Annotated in this window: 19 protein-coding genes; 6 read left to right on the forward strand and 13 right to left on the reverse strand. The window is 59.8% G+C overall.

Annotation, left to right across the window (positions count from 1 at the left end):
* Positions 1-89: 89 nt before the first annotated feature.
* From M0D67_RS10175 to M0D67_RS10185, 3 genes are all read right to left on the reverse strand, one after another.
* A complete protein-coding gene (locus tag M0D67_RS10175; protein WP_266238729.1) occupies positions 90-1,082 on the reverse strand; it encodes an asparaginase in 993 nt (330 codons plus the stop codon).
* Between the two features lie 59 nt (positions 1,083-1,141).
* The gene (locus tag M0D67_RS10180; protein WP_266238730.1) at positions 1,142-2,392 is read right to left on the reverse strand and encodes a D-amino acid dehydrogenase; all 1,251 of its coding nucleotides are present in this window, start codon (positions 2,390-2,392) and stop codon (positions 1,142-1,144) included.
* Positions 2,393-2,560: 168 nt separating this feature from the next.
* Positions 2,561-3,640: a GlxA family transcriptional regulator gene (locus tag M0D67_RS10185; protein ID WP_266238731.1), complete on the reverse strand. Its 1,080-nt coding sequence runs from the start codon at positions 3,638-3,640 to the stop codon at positions 2,561-2,563.
* 306 nt (positions 3,641-3,946) lie between these two features.
* On the opposite strand from M0D67_RS10185, the gene M0D67_RS10190 reads away from it, so the two are divergent.
* Complete coding sequence (locus tag M0D67_RS10190) at positions 3,947-5,071, forward strand: branched-chain amino acid ABC transporter substrate-binding protein (protein WP_266238807.1); 1,125 nt, start codon at positions 3,947-3,949, stop codon at positions 5,069-5,071.
* A gap of 268 nt (positions 5,072-5,339) precedes the next feature.
* The gene (locus M0D67_RS10195; RefSeq protein ID WP_154560221.1) at positions 5,340-6,035 is read left to right on the forward strand and encodes a phosphatase PAP2 family protein; all 696 of its coding nucleotides are present in this window, start codon (positions 5,340-5,342) and stop codon (positions 6,033-6,035) included.
* Positions 6,036-6,118: 83 nt separating this feature from the next.
* Here M0D67_RS10195 and M0D67_RS10200 read toward each other — a convergent pair whose 3' ends face one another.
* From M0D67_RS10200 to M0D67_RS10230, 7 genes are all read right to left on the reverse strand, one after another.
* Positions 6,119-6,580, reverse strand: a complete 462-nt coding sequence (locus tag M0D67_RS10200; RefSeq protein ID WP_154560222.1) for a MarR family winged helix-turn-helix transcriptional regulator — start codon at positions 6,578-6,580, stop codon at positions 6,119-6,121.
* A 250-nt stretch (positions 6,581-6,830) separates the two neighbouring features.
* Positions 6,831-7,103 carry a hypothetical protein gene (locus M0D67_RS10205; protein WP_266238732.1) on the reverse strand — a complete coding sequence of 91 codons (273 nt, stop codon included), beginning with the start codon at positions 7,101-7,103 and terminating at the stop codon, positions 6,831-6,833.
* A 71-nt stretch (positions 7,104-7,174) separates the two neighbouring features.
* Positions 7,175-7,621 (reverse strand): OsmC family protein, encoded by a 447-nt coding sequence (locus M0D67_RS10210; RefSeq protein WP_154560224.1) that lies wholly within the window; start codon positions 7,619-7,621, stop codon positions 7,175-7,177.
* A gap of 111 nt (positions 7,622-7,732) precedes the next feature.
* Entirely contained in the window at positions 7,733-8,179 is a 447-nt protein-coding gene (locus M0D67_RS10215) for an Ohr family peroxiredoxin (protein WP_154560225.1), read from the reverse strand.
* A gap of 127 nt (positions 8,180-8,306) precedes the next feature.
* Positions 8,307-8,519 (reverse strand): hypothetical protein, encoded by a 213-nt coding sequence (locus tag M0D67_RS10220; protein WP_266238733.1) that lies wholly within the window; start codon positions 8,517-8,519, stop codon positions 8,307-8,309.
* A 51-nt stretch (positions 8,520-8,570) separates the two neighbouring features.
* The gene (locus M0D67_RS10225) at positions 8,571-8,834 is read right to left on the reverse strand and encodes a hypothetical protein (RefSeq protein WP_166618182.1); all 264 of its coding nucleotides are present in this window, start codon (positions 8,832-8,834) and stop codon (positions 8,571-8,573) included.
* A gap of 244 nt (positions 8,835-9,078) precedes the next feature.
* The gene (locus M0D67_RS10230; RefSeq protein WP_266238734.1) at positions 9,079-10,065 is read right to left on the reverse strand and encodes a helix-turn-helix domain-containing protein; all 987 of its coding nucleotides are present in this window, start codon (positions 10,063-10,065) and stop codon (positions 9,079-9,081) included.
* A gap of 94 nt (positions 10,066-10,159) precedes the next feature.
* Between M0D67_RS10230 and M0D67_RS10235 the strand changes: the two genes are divergently transcribed.
* The 4 genes from M0D67_RS10235 (at position 10,160) to M0D67_RS10250 (ending at position 14,322) form a co-directional block, all read left to right on the forward strand.
* Positions 10,160-11,404 (forward strand): DUF1479 domain-containing protein, encoded by a 1,245-nt coding sequence (locus tag M0D67_RS10235; RefSeq protein WP_266238735.1) that lies wholly within the window; start codon positions 10,160-10,162, stop codon positions 11,402-11,404.
* A 148-nt stretch (positions 11,405-11,552) separates the two neighbouring features.
* The gene (locus M0D67_RS10240; protein WP_233464845.1) at positions 11,553-12,755 is read left to right on the forward strand and encodes an ABC transporter substrate-binding protein; all 1,203 of its coding nucleotides are present in this window, start codon (positions 11,553-11,555) and stop codon (positions 12,753-12,755) included.
* Between the two features lie 65 nt (positions 12,756-12,820).
* Positions 12,821-13,849, forward strand: coding sequence for an aldo/keto reductase (locus M0D67_RS10245; RefSeq protein WP_171926510.1), 1,029 nt, complete (start codon positions 12,821-12,823; stop codon positions 13,847-13,849).
* Between the two features lie 41 nt (positions 13,850-13,890).
* Positions 13,891-14,322 (forward strand): SRPBCC family protein, encoded by a 432-nt coding sequence (locus M0D67_RS10250; protein WP_154560231.1) that lies wholly within the window; start codon positions 13,891-13,893, stop codon positions 14,320-14,322.
* A gap of 17 nt (positions 14,323-14,339) precedes the next feature.
* Here M0D67_RS10250 and M0D67_RS10255 read toward each other — a convergent pair whose 3' ends face one another.
* The 3 genes from M0D67_RS10255 to M0D67_RS10265 form a co-directional block, all read right to left on the reverse strand.
* On the reverse strand, positions 14,340-15,080 hold the full coding sequence (locus M0D67_RS10255; protein WP_233464840.1) for an SDR family oxidoreductase: 741 nt from the start codon (positions 15,078-15,080) through the stop codon (positions 14,340-14,342).
* A gap of 68 nt (positions 15,081-15,148) precedes the next feature.
* A complete protein-coding gene (locus M0D67_RS10260) occupies positions 15,149-15,733 on the reverse strand; it encodes a TetR/AcrR family transcriptional regulator (protein WP_154560233.1) in 585 nt (194 codons plus the stop codon).
* Between the two features lie 146 nt (positions 15,734-15,879).
* Positions 15,880-16,767 (reverse strand): LysR family transcriptional regulator, encoded by an 888-nt coding sequence (locus tag M0D67_RS10265; protein WP_171926509.1) that lies wholly within the window; start codon positions 16,765-16,767, stop codon positions 15,880-15,882.
* Between the last annotated feature and the right edge of the window lie 73 nt (positions 16,768-16,840).

Consider the following 16,840-nt stretch of genomic DNA (forward strand, 5'->3'; position numbering starts at 1 on the left):
CGTTGACGTCAATTTGAAAATATGCCGACAGCGCCCGCGGTGACGATCTCCTTGGGTTACTCGGCTGTCGCGCAATCGGAGGATGCGCTTCAGTAGCGCTCGAAGGCGACTTGCAACGCTTGCATGTCGTCCGCTTGTGTGAGCGCCAGCGTCAGAAGGATGCGGGCTTTTGGGGGGATCTGATCTTCGACGGTGAGCCAGCCGTATTCGTCGTCGGGCTGTGCGCCATTGCGTAACACGATTCCATTGCCGGTGCGCGATGCGCGCACCACATGAACCCCGCGCCGGGCAGCGTCGCGCAGCGGCTCGATGAGATGCTCGGCGACGTTGCCGTTGCCGGTGCCCACATAGATCAGCCCTCGCGCGCGCGAGGCGATTGCGTTCACTGCGTCGGGGGCGAGCGCGCCGTACGCATAGACGATGTCTACTTTGGGCAATGCCCCGAGCGTATCGATCGACCACGGCGTGTCGAGCGTATGGGCACGCCATGGGCGACGATAGTAGCGCGGCTGGCCTTCGATCACATGGCCAAGCGCGCCGTACGGCGAACGGAACGCCTCGAGCTTGACGCTGTTGCTCTTTACGACGTCCCGGGCAGTGTGGATCTCGTCGTTGGCAACGACCAGCGTGCCGATGCCACGCGAGGATGGATGCGCAGCCACCGCAATTGCATCGTAAAGATTCAACGCCGCGTCAGAACTCATTGCAGACGGCGGCCGCATCGAGCCGACCACGACTACGGGCTTTGCGCTCTTGAGCGTGAGATGCAGAAAGTACGCAGTTTCCTCGATCGTATCGGTACCGTGCGTGATCACAACGCCATCAACGTCATCCTGCGCGAGCAATCTGGAAACGCGCCTGCCGATTGCAAGCAGATGTTCGTTGTTGAAATTCTCGGAGCCGGTTTGCAACAACTGCTCCGTGCGCAAATTCGCCAGCGCAGACGCATGTGGAATCGTGCGGAGAATCTCATCGATGCCGAGCACAGAGCACAGGTAGGCGGACGTGTTGATGGCGGCTTTGCCTTGGCCGGCAATGGTGCCGCCTGTACCGATAACGATGATGTTGGCCTTTTCTGTCATGCGAGGTCGATGATGTTCTGGAGGGGGAGCGGCGTCACGCAGTGCATCGCCTTGCGGCGTCAATGCGAAAGGGCGAATGCGCTGCGCAGTTCCTGGCCGTTGCTGCTTGCCAGCCACTGCGCCAGCAGCGCCGCCGAACCCGTCGCAAGCGTGAAACCGAGCGCGCCATGCCCGACGTTGAGCCACAGATTGCGGTAGCGCGTCGGTCCGACGATCGGCGTGCCGCGTGGCGTCGCCGGACGCAACCCGATCCATTCACTACCCGCGGAAGATCTGGCGACGTCGGGGTACATTGCGGCCGCCTCCGCCCGCAGCGTCGCGAGACGTGTGGGATCGGGTTCGAGCGAATAGCCGTCGATATCGGCAATGCCCGCAACGCGCAGCCGCTCGCCGAGCCGGGCATAAACCACTTTGCGGCTAAAGTCGGTAATGCTCACTTGGGGCGCGGCCGTCTGTGGTTGCAGATCGAACGTCAGGCTGTAGCCTTTGAGCGGATAGATCGGCACACGGATGCCGACCGGCTTCAGTAGTCGTGCTGCAGCCGAGCCTAACGCGACGACGACATGGTCTGCCGCGAGCGGCGCACCGTCGCTCCAGGCTTCGACGCTACCGCTTGCTCCAGGCCTCAGGCAATCGATCGATGTGTTCATCAGGAACTGCACGCCGCGAGCGCGCAGCAACGCTTCGAGGCTCTTGCAGAAGCGTTCGCAATCGGCCGTGTCTTCGCTCGGCGTATGGATTCCGCCCGCGAGAAAGGGCCGCAGATGCGCGAGCGTCGGTTCGAGTTCGACGCACGCGTCGGCGCTCAGCGCCTTTTGTTCGCAGCCGAGCGTGCGCTGGAATTCAAGCAGCTTGACCGCGCTCTGCATCTCGCTCGCGTCACGATGCAGCACGAGCTTGCCCGACCGGACGAAGTCGAAGTCGAGCGCCGGTTCGGCGGCGATCAGTTCATGGATTAGCGTCCGGCTCAGGAACGACAGCGACAGCAGTTTGCGTGTCGTGAATTCGCTTCGTTCGCGCGTGCATGCCGACAGGAATTCGACGCACCAGCGCCACTGTTCGGTGCTCAGCTTCGGGCGGAAGCGCACCGGTGAATCCCCGCGCGTGAGCCAGCGCGGCAGCTTCGAGACGACACCGGGGCCGGCGAGCGGCGCGACATAGCTATACGATAGCTGGCCGCCGTTGCCTGAACTGGTCTCGCTCGCTACGTCCGGATGCCGGTCCGCGACCGTTACGTCGTGGCCGGCGCGGCTCAGGTAATACGCGCTCGACAAGCCAATGACGCCCGCACCGAGGATCAATATCTGCATACGGCTGCACTCGCTTTTTCGTGTGTTTGCAGGGAGGCCGTGTGCCGCGGGTGCGTCGTCAGCCCATTGACCGAACTGTACGGCGCTATCGATGCGCCGAATTGCATTGATCTGCCGGAAAGTAGAAGAATCGCGACAGGCTTGCGGGTAGAAGGGCGGCGGGATGGATCAGGCGGCGGCCGCGCCTCGCGATGCGCGCAGCTTGCCGGGCGTTACGCCATACGCCTCGCGAAACACGCGGATGAAATGCGCGGAGTCCGCGAAGCCGCATTCGTAGGCGATATCGGTGATCTTGCGTGTTGTATTGACCAGCATCCAGCGTGCGTAGCGTAGTCGCATCCGCCGGTAAAACTCGTTTGGCGATGTGTTCATCTCGGTCGCAAACGCGCGCTCGAGATTGCGCACACTGGTGCCGATCATCTTCGCGATGACCACGATGTTCAACGGCGCTTCGAGGTTCTCTTCCATCAGCAGCACCGCGTGGCGCACGGTTGCATCCTCCACCGACAGGTAGCCGAGCGCCGCGCGCCGCTCGACGAACGAGGAGCCGCCCTGGCGGCTAACCGTCATCTGATGGATCACTTTTGACGCACGGTCCGGTCCGCAGTGCAGGCTGATCAGGCGCGCGGCCATCTCCACTACGGAAATGCCGCCCGCGCAGGTAATGCGCGTGCCGTCGATCAGGTAATCGGCGTGGGTCACGACGCGCAGCGCGGGGAACATACGCCGGTAATCGTCGAGGTGAAAGCTGTGCACGCAGGCAACATGGTCTTCCATCAAGCCCGCGCGCGCCAGAACGAAGCTGCCAGTGCACATGCCGATGAGCGGAACGCCCGCGTCGGCAGCCTGTTTCAGATAGTCCCAGTAGCGCCGGTCGACTTGATCGAGATGGGGAAGCAGACCGCCGATCACGACGAGATAGTCGAATTGCGTGACGTCTGGAAACGAGGACTGCGCCTGCACCGGAATGCCGCAGCTCGCTTCAACCGATTCGCCCTCGGCGCCGACGATGTTCCACAGGCAGCGTAGCTGACGGCTCTGATCGCCGCGGTCCGCTGCGTGACGCAGCGCATCACACAGACCGCCCAGCGAAAGCATTGGAAAGCGCGGCCACAACAGGATGCCGACGCTCAGCTCGGCGCCTGAACGGCTCGGGCGCGCCTGAAGCGTGCGCGGTAGCGCGTCCAGTTGTTCGACCAGTTGGTGAGCAGTCTTGGTCACTTGACTGGAATTGTCGGCAGTCGTCATGCGCGAACTCGAGGGCGGATCGCCCAGATTATACGGCGACGCCCGGCGAATCAGTCCGAGGCGGCCCTGCCGCAATTCTTCTATTTTCCGGCAGATCAATGCAATCCCGGGGCTTTCTGGCTGCATAAATTCAAACCCGCTAACGAACGACGCCGCACTGTTGGGGTGCGAACGATCCGGCGAAGGCAGGCACACCGTCCACAGGCCGCGTGTTTCCGATCGGCGGGCAGCCGTTACCGTCCGTTCCGACCATTACAACTTCTTTTCGGGTGAAGCATGAGCACAAGCACAGTCTTGGGTCGCGGTATGGCGACCGTTTGCATTCTGGGAGCATCGGCGGCCGCTGCAGTGGGCGTCGCCCGTGCCGACGAGGTGGTGAAGATCGGCGAGGCCGCACCCGTGACGGGGCCGGCCTCGTATCTCGGCAAGGACACCGAGAACGGCGCCCGGCTCGCGATCGAGGAGATCAACCAGACGGGCCTCGTGATCGGCGGAAAGAAGGTGACGCTGGTCTTCGATGCGCAGGACGATGCGGGTGACCCGCGTCAGGCCACCCAGGTCGCACAGAAGCTGGTGGATGACAAGGTCGTCGCGGTGGTCGGCCACATGCAGTCCGGCTCGACGATTCCGGCATCGAAGATCTACAGCGATGCAGGCATCGCGCAGGTGTCACCATCAGCGACGAATCCCGCCTATACGCAGCAGGGCTTCAAGACCGCGTATCGCGTGGTCGCGACCGATGCCCAGCAAGGGCCGACGCTCGCCGACTATGCAGCGAAAACGCTGAAAGTCAAAACAGTCGCCATCGTCGACGACTCGACTGCATACGGCCAGGGTCTTGCTGTCGAATTCGAAAAGCAGGCGAAAGCCAACGGCATTACGGTGCTCTCGCATGACGCGAGCACTGACAAGGCCGTCGATTTCCGCGCGATTCTCACAAAGATCAAGGGCGAAAAGCCGGACGCGATCATGTATGGCGGCCTCGATGGCACGGGCGGTCCGTTCGCGAAACAGGCGAAGCAGTTGGGCATGACGATGAAAGTGCTGGCCGGCGATGGCTTGTGTGCCGACGATCTCGCGAAACTCGCGGGCGATGCGGCCGACAACGTAATTTGCTCGATCGCCGGCGCGCCGCTGCTGAAGATGACCGGTGGGCCGGCGTTCGTCGAGCGCTACAAGAAGCGCTTCGGTTACGCCCCGGTTCTGAACTCACCGTTTGCGTACGACGCGGTGGGTGTCATCATTGATGCGATGAAGCGCGCGCAATCAACCGAGCCTGCAAAAATCCTTGCTGCAATGCCTGCGACCGATCATCAGGGGGTGCTCGGAGAAACGCAATTCGATGCGAAGGGCGATCTGAAGCACGGCGTGATTTCGCTCTACAAATACGTTGGAGGCAAGCAGGCGCTGCTCGGCGTTGTCGAGCAATAAGCGGATTTGCGGGGGGTGCTTTGCCGAGCGTTTAAAGTCTGACGTTCGCAAAGCTGGTGGCCGCGCCACGCGGCGCAATGCGCCCACTGCGCGATGAAGCCGATCCTTAGCCGGCCCTCTACGATTGTCCCGGGCCCTTTATTTTGTGAAGTTTCATCTCTTTCGTATTGGGTGGCACACTTAACGCGTTCCAGATTTCCAAGAAGTCCACGCCGGCTTCCGCTAATTAAACATTTTCTTATAAGTAAAGATCGGGAGAAGTTGCCGAATGGACGTTTTCGACACAGCAATCCAAACTTTCCTGACGCACGTTGCTTTGAGTTCCACCATCTTGAACCACGCGATAAGAGTCATCGCGGGCCTATATACATTCAAGGGGTTCGTGCTCATACCCTTATTGTGGTGGATATGGTTCAAACCCACTCAGCGTGGTGGATGGGAGCGTGAAATGGTCGTCGCAACGATCGCGAGCTGCCTTCTTGCGCTCACAATTTTCAGGCTTTTTGGCCATTATTTACCATTCCGGATACGGCCTATCTATAACCCCGAGCTGCACTTGCATTTTCCATCAGGTGGTCCGGGAGTGGCCGTGCTGCCAACGTGGAGTTCCTTTCCGAGTGACCACGCGATGCTGTGGATGGCGGTCGCGACTGGGATTTTTCTCGTCTGGCGCGGCGTCGGCGTGTTCGCACTTCTGTACACCGCGGTCTTCATATGCCTGCCGCGCGTTTATCTCGGCTGGCACTATCCGACCGACATACTCGCGGGGGCGGCAATCGGAATGATCATGACCTGGATAATGACTCGGGACGCCGTTAGAACACGTTTTGCAGTGCCGATCCTGCGATGGATGCACAGATTTCCCGGGCCCTCTTATGCGTTGCTGTTTGTTTTGTGTTTTGAACTGATAACCCAGTTTGACGAACTACTCGTTCTCGGGCAGTCGGCTTTGAAATGGCTGTGATTGCGCGAGACTGACACTATCGCCCCCTGGCCTACGATGCGTGAAGGCCCGAATAGGATAGCGGCATTACGACCGCCAAGCGCTCATTCGCCGTCCTGGACTGACTTGATAAGATTGCTCCGCAACGTCACGATCGCCTTTTGCATCTTCGCGAACTCGTCGGGCGCGAGGCCCGTCGCCTCGACGAGGTCCATTTTCAGGGCTTTTTCGCGCAAGCGTCGACCGCTTTTCGTCAGGCAGATCCGCACCTGACGCTCGTCTTCGGGGTCGCGCTGCCTTTCCAGATAACCCATCACCTCAAGCTTCTTCAGGATCGGCGTAAGCGTGTTGGATTCGAGAAACAGCTTCTCGCCCAGTCCGCTGACGGTCTGATTGTCTGTCTCCCACAGCGCAATGATCGTGATGTATTGCGTGTAAGTGAGCCCAAGCTCCTCGAGTATCGGCTTGTATGCCTTGCCGAACGCCAGGTTCGCGGAGTAGATCGCAAAGCACAGATAGTCGGAGAGCATGGGATTTGCGGGTGCCAGTTGATCTGTGGATTTCATCTGTATCCTCTTTGGCTAGTAGAGCCTGATGTTTCACAAGACGTACGAAGTGACATATATCGCATGCGATTATATCGCAATGTAGTGAAAGTTGGACCGCTGCCGTACAGCGTGCAGCCGGTGGTCAATTTCACCGGGCCCAGCTCTTTCGCATCGTAGAGGTCTTGCGGCGGCGCCCTCCCTGCCGCTGTGGCCGCCGCGCAGGAGCAACGACGATGCGCGACGGCCCAGCGACAGAGGAATGCACGATCTAGTGATGTGCGAACAGGTTGCCGCGCGGCGTCACGGCGGCATGGCTGCCCGCCTGGGAGAGTCCGGCGACTACTCCGCCATATGCCTCTTGCGAGCCAGTGACGTCGTCGCGTTCGGCAGCGACGGTTCGCACGCTCTGACCGCTTTGCGACGCCGGTGCGCCAACCGAGGGCTTGTAGAACGGGGCCGGTCCATAGCCGCTGGCGAACGCGGGTGCGGCGGCGGACGCCGAAAAGGCGATGAGCAGTGCAACGATGAGCTTGGTCTTCATGATGGGAATTCCCTAAAAAAGATGTTCGGTGAAAGGCACGTGCGTCAACGAGATGCACGTGCCTGGGCGGATTACGCCGTGACGATGTTCATGCCGATCTCGATGTTGCCGTGCACGGACTTCGAGTACGGGCAGATCTGATGGGCGAGGCGCGCGATCGCCTCGACGACTTCCGTTTCCAGACCCGGCACGCGAATGGTGAACTCGGCGCCGAGGAACCACGCGGCACCGGTTTGCCCAATGTTTATCTGGATGTCCACGGAATAGTCGGACGGCAGCGTGACCTTCTTCAACTGGGCCGCAATCCCGAACACGGTGGTGTAACAGGCCGACCATGCACCCGCAAACAACTGTTCGGCTCTCGGGTGCGGCTCGGTGGCGATGAACTCGAGGTTTTCAAGGCCAGGCGCTGTCAGCTTGAGGTCGAAGACGCCAAACTCGCCGCGCTGGAGATTGGGGTCGCGATTGACCGTGGCGTGGCTGTTGCCTGAGGCGAGGACTTTTTCGATCTTTTCCATGATGCATTCCTTCGTGAGTAAGGGGTGTTATGCGTATTTAAAGTGTATGCGATATAATCGCATGCGATTAATAATGGGCGAAGATTAGCGAGGTGCGTATGCCTGATCCGATCACGCGGTGACGACATTCAGGCCGACCTCGATGTTGCCGTGTACAGCCTTCGAGTACGGGCAGATCTGATGGGCCAGGTGCGCGATTGTCTCGACGACTTCCGTCGCCAGACCCGGCGCGCGGATGGTGAACTGGGCGCCGAGGCAATGACCGGCACCGACCGACCCAATGCTGACCTGGATGTCCACGGAATAGTCGGACGGCAGCGTGACCTTCTTCAGCGAGGCCGCAATCTCGAACGCGCTGATGTAACAGGCCGACCAAGCGCCCGAAAACAACTGTTCTGCTCTCGGGTGCAGCTCGGTGGCGACGAACTCGCGGCTTTCACCATCGGGCGCTGACAGTTTGAGGTCGAGGACGCCGAGCTCACCGCGCTGGACATTGGGGTCTCGATTGATCGTGGCGTGGCTGTTGCCAGAGTGAAGGACTTGGTCGATCTTGGTCATGATGGATTCCTTTGTGGATAAGGGTGTCAAGCTGCTTTAAATCGCATGCGATGTAATCGCATGCGATGCATGATGGGGGAAGGGCCGATGGATGTCAATCGCAAAAGATTTAATCGCATACGATGTTTTAATAGGGCGAACAAATATCCTGCGATAGCAGCCGGAGGAGCGCCCGGCTGCCCGTGACATTGAAGTGACAAGGAATGTGAGTGTGGCGGGTGAAATCCCCCGCGAGCCATTCCAGCGCGGAGGCGAGGCCGAAATTCAGTGCGGCCGGCCGAAGGCGACTGGCCACATTGCGCACGATTTGGGTGGTTTGTTCAGCCAGATGTGCGGACAACTGCTGCAGCCGTTCGCGCGACGTCAGCAGTTCGGTTGCGATGCGATGCAGTTAGCACTCGCCCTTTTTAGCGTGTCCCGGAGGGCAGTGGTCATGATCACCATGGTGGTGGTGATGGTCTTCCCATTCCTGGCGCTCCCAGTAGCGATGACCGTCGTAATATCTGTCCCCATACCAGCCAATGACAACCGGTGCCTGGGCGACCACTACAGGGGCAGGCATGCCGATATTGACGTCTACGTTGACGGCATTGGCCACGCCGGATAGGCCAATTCCCAAGCTCGCGACCAACGTTGCCAAGAGAGGATATTTCATACCGTACTCCAAAATAGAATTCCATGAATGCACTTGGCCTGTCGCCGCAGTGACGATGCACGGCGGGTGATTCGCCGATCCTTCCTAAACGGGAAATACTGCGATGTCGTTGACGAAGTTTCCCCAGACAGTGGCTTATTTGATAAAAGTTAACACAGTGTTCGGTGCGGGGTAACGTTCGCGATGTTGCTCGCCGAACGACATCGAAGGGCGGAAACGGGGCGCAGATTGCTATCTGCCGGGATCAGGCGCGGTACTGGCCAGCAATCTCTTCGTCGTTTCGCTCGCCCGCTAATTTGCGCTTCTTTTGAAGTGACGGAGACCGTTCGGTCAAGCGAGCGGCTGCGTCCTTATCCGGAGAACCCGCAGCCGCGAATTGCCGTCGATATTCGGCCGGCGTCGTTTGCTTTGCGGCCCTGAACTGTCGATTGAAATTGGCGACGTTCGCGAAGCCCGAACGAGCAGCGATGACGGCTACCGGCAGGGAGGTGTCAACCAGCATTCGGCACGCGTGACCAATGCGAACCCGGGTGATATACCGGCCGACGCTCTCACCAATATGCTGAACAAAATAACGCGTGAGCGAGCGTTCCGACAGGCTGGCGGCGGCGCAGAGCTCTGACAGTCGCAACGGTTCGGCAAAGTGCGCGTCAATCATCGAAAGGACCCGGTTGATCCGTTCGGGCTCGTGGCCAGACGGGCCGGTGGTCGCCTCGTTGAAAGCACTCGGCGAGGCGAGCGGCTGGCCCGGCGCGTCGGCAAGCGTGCACATAATGTCGAGGGCGGCGCCAAGGCGGTCGCGCGCCACGCTCGATAGCAATGGTTCCAGGCGCTCGCGCATCCATTTGCCGGCAGGCGGCTCGAAGGCCAGCCCACACGCGGCCCTGCGTAACAGCTTGCGCAGCGGCTCGTATTCGGGGCAACAATCCGCCATACGCCGCGCCCAATCGCCGTCGAACCAGATGACGATGGCGACCTGTGGCGAGGATGGATCGACTGAACGATTCGACGCCCAGGTGTGCGGAAGATCCGGCGGCACGAGGACCAGATCCTCAGCCTCGTATTCGTTGACAGAGTCGCCGATGTAGCGCTTGCCATGACTGTTCATCGTCAGCGTTAACTCGTACTCCGGATGGTGATGCCACTCGAACGGAATGCGCGGGAGCCGCCGATGGTAAACCCGCACCGAACAGTCCCCACCGAAGTCGACATGCTCATAGGCTGGTTTCATGGCCGAATACGCAAAAAGATTGCCTGAATAGTATCACCAAGCCACGCATGCGCGTCATATCCTCGGGGCATATCAAATCCCTACGGAGACAGTCATGGCGTTGAAAATCGACGATTTGCCGAGCGCAATCCGGCAAGCGAAAAAGGAGCTGCGCGCGGCGTTGCCGAACTACCGGCAGGTCTTTGCCGAAGTCGAAGAGGCGATCAGCAGCGAGGCGAAGCGAATTGCTACACAGCGGGATCGTGGAGAAGACGTCATCCCCGAGATTCAGTTTTCCGACATCACCGAACAACGCGTCGCTGCGGACCAGATCGCGGTCGTCAAGGCGCGTGGCGCATGCGTGATCCGTAATGTCTTCCCCCGTGCGCTGGTGCAGAGCTGGGACGAGGATATTGCCAACTATGTCGAGCGCAATAATCTCGACAAGCACCTGGAAAACCGCGCTGAAGACAAATACTTTGGCCAGCTCGCGTCCAGCAAACCGCAGATCTATGGGGTGTACTGGTCGAAGCCGCAAGTGCTGGCCCGTCAGTCGGCGTCGCTGACCGAGGCACGTGTGTTCCTGAACCGGCTGTGGCGCAATGAGAGCGGCGGCCAGGTGCACTTCGATCCGGAGCGCGTGCCTGTCTATGCCGATCGTCTGCGTCGTCGGCCGCCAGGCTCTGCGTCGCTTGGCCTGTCGGCGCATTGCGACGGCGGGTCGGTCGAGCGCTGGATCGAAAGCAATTTTCGGAAGGTGTACCGCCACGTGTTTGCCGGGAACTGGCGCGACTACGACGCGTTCGACGCGGCTTTCCGACCTGACGTGCAGGAAATCGCATCGCCGGCCGTATGTTCGATGTTTCGTACGTTCCAGGGCTGGACTGCCTTGACGCCGCAAGGCCCGGGCGACGGCACGCTGCAACTCGTGCCCATCGCCAATTCGATGGTGTACATCCTGCTACGCGCGCTTCAGGACGATGTCGCAGAGGACGACCTGTGCGGTGCAATGCCCGGACGGGCGCTGTCGATCAAGCCGGAATTTCATGCGCCATTGTTCGAGGCACTGTCGTCGATTCCCAAAATGGAAGCGGGTGACACTGTGTTTTGGCACAGCGATGTCATCCATGCAGTCGAGGACGAGCACAGGGGTGCGGGTTACAGCAACGTGATGTACATCGCCTCGGCGCCCGCGTGCGCCAAAAACGACGCTTATCTGAAGCGCCAGTTGTCGAGCTTCCTCAAGGGTGAAAGCCCGCCCGATTTTCCTGCTGACCATTTCGAAGTGGATTTCAGCGGACGCGCCACTGCCGACGATCTGACACCGCTCGGCAAGGCGCAACTTGGGTTTGACCTGTAGATCGGTAAAGACGTTTGACACGTATGAAAACGGGCACGCATGCGCGTTCGACCTGGCCTCGAACGCGCCGCTCGATCAAATAACGAAAACTTCGGAGACTGCAATGAAACGATCACTCACGTCGGTTGCGACGGGTATTACGCTGCTCATGGCTGGAACTCATGCTGGTTTGGCCGCCGAACAGCTTTCGGTACTGCACTGGTGGACCTCTGGTGGCGAATCGAAAGCGATCCGGGTGCTGAAGGACGATATGACCAAACAGGGCTATGAGTGGAAGGACTTCGCCATAGCGGGAGGCGCGGGCGCGGCGGCCATGACGGCGCTGAAGACCCAGGTCATCTCGGGCAACGCACCATCGGCCGCGCAGATCAAGGGGCCTCTGATTCAGGATTGGGCCGATCAGGACATGCTGGTCAATGTCGATCAGTCCGCTACCGATTGGAAAGCGCATTCGCCGTCGCAGATAGATAGCTCCATGAAGGCAGGCGGTCACTATGTGGCTGCGCCGTTCTCGGTACACCGAATCAATTGGTTGTGGATCAACAAAGCCGACCTCGAAAAAGTCGGGGGCACGGCGCCCACTACGTGGCCGGAATTCTTCGCGCTCGCCGACAAATTTCGTGCAGCGGGCATCACACCTGTCGCGCATGGTGGCCAGCCCTGGCAAGACATGACCATCTGGGAGACGGCCGTGCTTTCCCAAGGTCCGGATTTCTACCGGAAAGCCCTTGTTGACCTTGACCAGAAAACGCTGACTTCGCCGCAGATGGTGCAGGTGTTCGAGGTCGTCCAGAAGATCCGGAGTTACTTCGATAAGGGCTACCACGGCCGTGACTGGAATCTCGCGACGGCAATGGTCATTTCCGGCTCGGGCGGCATGCAGTTCATGGGCGACTGGGCGAAGGGCGAATTCGCCAATGCGAACAAGAAGCCAGACGCCGACTATATTTGCGCGGCCGCGCCGGGGACGTCGAATGCCTACACGTACACCGTGGATTCGTTCGCGTTCTTTCAGCAGAACGGTAAGAAGCAGGCGTCGCCCGGGCAGCTTGCGCTTGCCAAGACGATCATGTCCGTCGATTTCCAGCAGCAGTTCAGTCTCTACAAGGGTTCAATTCCTGTTCGGCTGGACGTTCCCATGGACAAGTTCGATAGCTGCGCCAGGAAATCATTCGCCGACGAGCAGGCCACGATTAAATCTGGCGCGTTCCTGCCTTCGTTGGCCTTCGGCAATCTTCAGTCGCCGGTTACTGCTGGCGCGATTACCGACGTCGTCACGAATTTCATGAACTCGAACGAGGACCCGAAAGAGGGGGTGCGCAAGCTTGCGGCTGCAGCGAAGATCAAGTAGACGGGCGTTGCGTGTCAGTCAGTCTGGAACGAATGGCTTCACTCCCATCGACAAAGGAGATAAAAATGAATCCGGTAGCAAAACGTAAATGGCCGCGTTCAGGGCTCGAGACGACCGTGATGGGTTTCGGCGCCGCGCCGATCGGCAACATCTTCAGGCCGATCAGTGAAGAGGATTCGGCTGCCTTGATCAAGGCAGCGTGGGACGCGGGCGTGCGCTACTTCGACACCGCGCCGATGTACGGGCACGGGTTGAGCGAAGCGCGCTGCGGGCAAGGGCTGCGCTGGTATCCGCGCGACCAGTTTGTGCTGTCCACCAAGGTGGGGCGTCTGCTGAAGCCGCGCAAACGCGCCGAGATCAACTTTGAACCATGGGTCGACGGGTTGCCTTTCGAAACCGTTTTCGACTACAGCTACGACGGCACGATGCGTTCCATCGAAGACAGTCTGCAGCGTCTGGCGCTGGAGCACATCGATATTGCGCTGATTCACGACATCGACGTCTTTACGCACGGCGAGCGTCAGCCCGAGATGTTCGAGGCGGCGATGGCTGGTGCGGCGAAAGCACTGCTGAAACTCCGTGACGAAGGGATCGTGAAAGCGGTGGGGCTCGGCGTCAACGAATGGCAGGTCGCACACGAAGCCATTCGCCGGCAGGATTTCGACTGCCTGCTGCTGGCCGGTCGCTACACGCTGCTCGAGCAGGACGCGCTGGACGGTTTCCTGCCGCTGTGCGAAGAGCAGCAGGTGTCGGTCATTCTCGGTGGCGGCTACAACAGCGGCATTCTCGCGACGGGTGCGGTGCCAGGCGCGAAATACAACTATTCGCCCGCGCCGGAGCCCATTCTTGAACGCGTGCGCAAGATCGAGCAGGTATGTCAGGAATACTCGGTACCGCTCAAAGCGGCGGCGCTGCAATTCGTTCTCGCCCATCCCGCGATCCCGACCAACATCCCCGGCGTGCGTACGGTTGCACAACTGGAAGACAACCTGCAAACCTTCCGGGCTGAAATTCCACCGGCGTTCTGGGCCGAGCTGAAGCGCCGGGAACTGATCCGGCAGGATGCGCCGACTTCTCCTGTTGATATCCTTTAGCAAGCTCGCATATTATCTGTGCTCTTACTAGAGGATCTCACATGACCGACAGTACGCACGCCACTGCCTCCTATAGCCAGGAGACCACCGCATCGGCAGGAGTGATCTGGGAGTTCTTCGAGGCCGTTTCCGGTTGGAAGAATTGGAATACGGGTGTCCACGCCTGTTCCATTGATGGTCCTTTCGCTGTGGGCTCATGGCTAACCATGACGCTTCCTGACCAGGAGATCATCAAGTCGCAACTCGTCGAAGTCGATGGGCAGCATCTGTTCACAGACGAAACGATGCTTGGCGACGTTGTGGTTCGCGTGGTCCATGAAATCGAACCGCTACCTGGTGGGGGCAATCGCATCACCTACAAGATCAACGTAGTCGGGGAGAATGCGCACGACATTTGCGCTGACGTTTCTTCCGATTTTCCTGAAGTCTTGTCGGCGCTGGTCGCTCAGGCGGAAAATCGGGCAACGAAATAGAACAGGGCGCCAGACGGTTATAGCGCCATACCACCGTCGATGGTGAGGCTGGAGCCGGTCATGTAACCCGACTCCTTGCGGGCGAGGTAGGCAACCAGACCGGCAATCTCATCCGGATCGCCGGCGCGCTTAAGCGGAATGAGCGGCTTGATCGCCTCGATATGATCGGCCGTCATGTCCGTTACAGTTGGCCCGGGTTGAATGTTGTTGACTGTGATGCCCCGGCTGGCCAGGTCAACGGCAATACCTTTAACCATGACGGCAACCGCGGCCTTCGTCATTGAGTAAACGCTCGAGCCCGGATGTCCGCTACGCACCGCTGTGTTGCTGCCGATCGTAATGATCCGGCCGCCGTCAGAGAGACGCGCAGCAGCGGCCTGGATGGCAAGAAAGACACCACGCACGTTGATATCCAGCATGCGGTCAAGATCTTCCACGCTCACCGTCGCAATGTCACCAAGCTTCAAGATGCCGGCGTTGACAACCGCAATATCCAGTTTTCCGAAGTGATCCACGGTCTGCGCGACAGCTGCCTTGATCGCTGCCGGATCCGCGCTGTCAGCCTTGATTGCAAGGCCAGACTGTCCGGTAGCCTCAATTGCCCCAACCGTTTCCTCCGCTCGCTCCGGCGCCGAAACGTAGGTGATCGCTACATCGGCGCCCTCTCTTGCCAGACGTCTCGCTGCAGCCGCGCCAATACCGCGCGAGCCGCCAAAGACAATGGCAACCTTTCCGGTAAGTCCGTAGTTCTCGTTCACTAGCATCTCCGTTGTTGACAGATCAGTCCATAATTGGGCGAACAGCAACCACGTCAGGCTTTCACTGCCTAGCGCGGTCTGAAACGGTTGATTGCAAATCTGGCCTGTGCGCGCAGACTCCTGGCATCGCTACCTGCACGGGCGGCGAGCTGAATACCTTGCATTGTCATCTGCAAAAAGGCGGCGGCTTCGCGGGCCTCGATGGTGGGGTCGACTTCTCCGCATGCCTGTCCCTCACGTATGCGTTCGACCAGGCATCTGAAAAGCCTTGGACCTACTTTGCTCCGTAGCATCACAAGCTCCGGATCCGCAGACCCGAATTCACTGACCGCGTTGACACCCATGCACCCGAGTGCACGTATGCCGTCATCTTCGGCAATGAGGCCAAGCAGAAGCGCCTCAATACCGGCTAGTGGCGATGCGCTGCTTTTCAGGCGCTCCAGGTGACCCGCATTGCTTTCCCGTTGATATCGCTCCAGCGCTTCAAGGTAGAGCTTTCGTTTGTCACCGAACGCGTTGTAGAGACTCTGGCGCCCGATATTCATGGCCGCGAGCAGGTCTTCGGTTGAAGTCGAGGCGTAGCCTTTCGCCCAGAACACGCGTGTTGCGTGATCCAGTGCCTCGTCGCGATCGAACTCTCTAGGTCTAACCATGGCTCGAGGATATGTATTCTGGACTGATATGTCAATAACGAAGTTTTGCTACTGCTGCAGACGCCGGAGACGGTGCAGTAGGCCTTCTTCGATGCGCGGTATTCTCCGTGACTGGGGATCTGAACGCCCGCATTCAGCGTACGTTTTCATCCGAGTGCGCGAAACGTATTCCTGCACACTTGCATAAACTGTTCGACCAGCGCAGACCGCTCGCCGTTAATGGCCACGCTCGCAACGACCGGAATCGCGATTTCCGGTGCAAGCGGCACGACATTCAGCCCTTGAGCGCGTGCGGAAAGTGCCGCGATCTCGTCGACGATGGTCACGACTTTCGACCGCGCGGCGAGCGACACGAGGGAGTGATACGACTGCGCGGTGATGCTTGAGCGGACTGTGACCGAGAGTTCTTCGAGTCGTTTCGCCAATAGCCGCCCGAGTGGATCGGCCGGATCAGGTCCAATGATCTCGCGGCCTTCGAGCGCACTGATCTCCATGAAAGGCGCCTTGTCGAGGACGTCCGGGTGACCCACGCAAACGAGCCGGCTCGACGCCAGTTCGATCTCCTTGATGGCAGGATGCGACACGCTGTGATACAGCAGGCCGATATCGGCTTCCATCAGCGCGATGTTGGCGACTGCGGTTGCCGAGTAATCCGCGCGAATGGACAGCTTGACGCCTGGATGCAAGGCCTTGAATGCGAGTGCTGCGTCCACCACGACAGTCTGCGCCATGGCTGGGGCGGCCAGAATGCGGATCGACGATCCGTCCGTCCCGCCGCGCAGGTTTTCGGCGAGCCGTTGAACCGCCTGCAACTGCTCATCGAGCCGCATGATCTCGGGGAACAGCGTTTGCGCCTCCCGGGTCGGAATGAGCTTGCCGCGCACCCGTTCGAACAGCGGATAGCCCAACTGGCGCTCGGCGCTCTGCAGCGTTTGCGTGATCGCCGGCTGGGTGAGCGACAGGAGCGCGGCCGCGGCCTTGAGCGTTCCGGTCACGCGGATCGCGTTCACTACTTCGATGTGCCTGAGTCTCATTGGATGCCCGCCGGATGTCGGCCTTCGTCGGATTCAACAGATTCTAAAGCTCGACGGGCGTGCGATCCGGCGA

The sequence above is a fragment of the Paraburkholderia sp. SECH4 genome, assembly GCF_030511745.1.
In the GTDB taxonomy this organism is placed as follows: domain Bacteria; phylum Pseudomonadota; class Gammaproteobacteria; order Burkholderiales; family Burkholderiaceae; genus Paraburkholderia; species Paraburkholderia madseniana.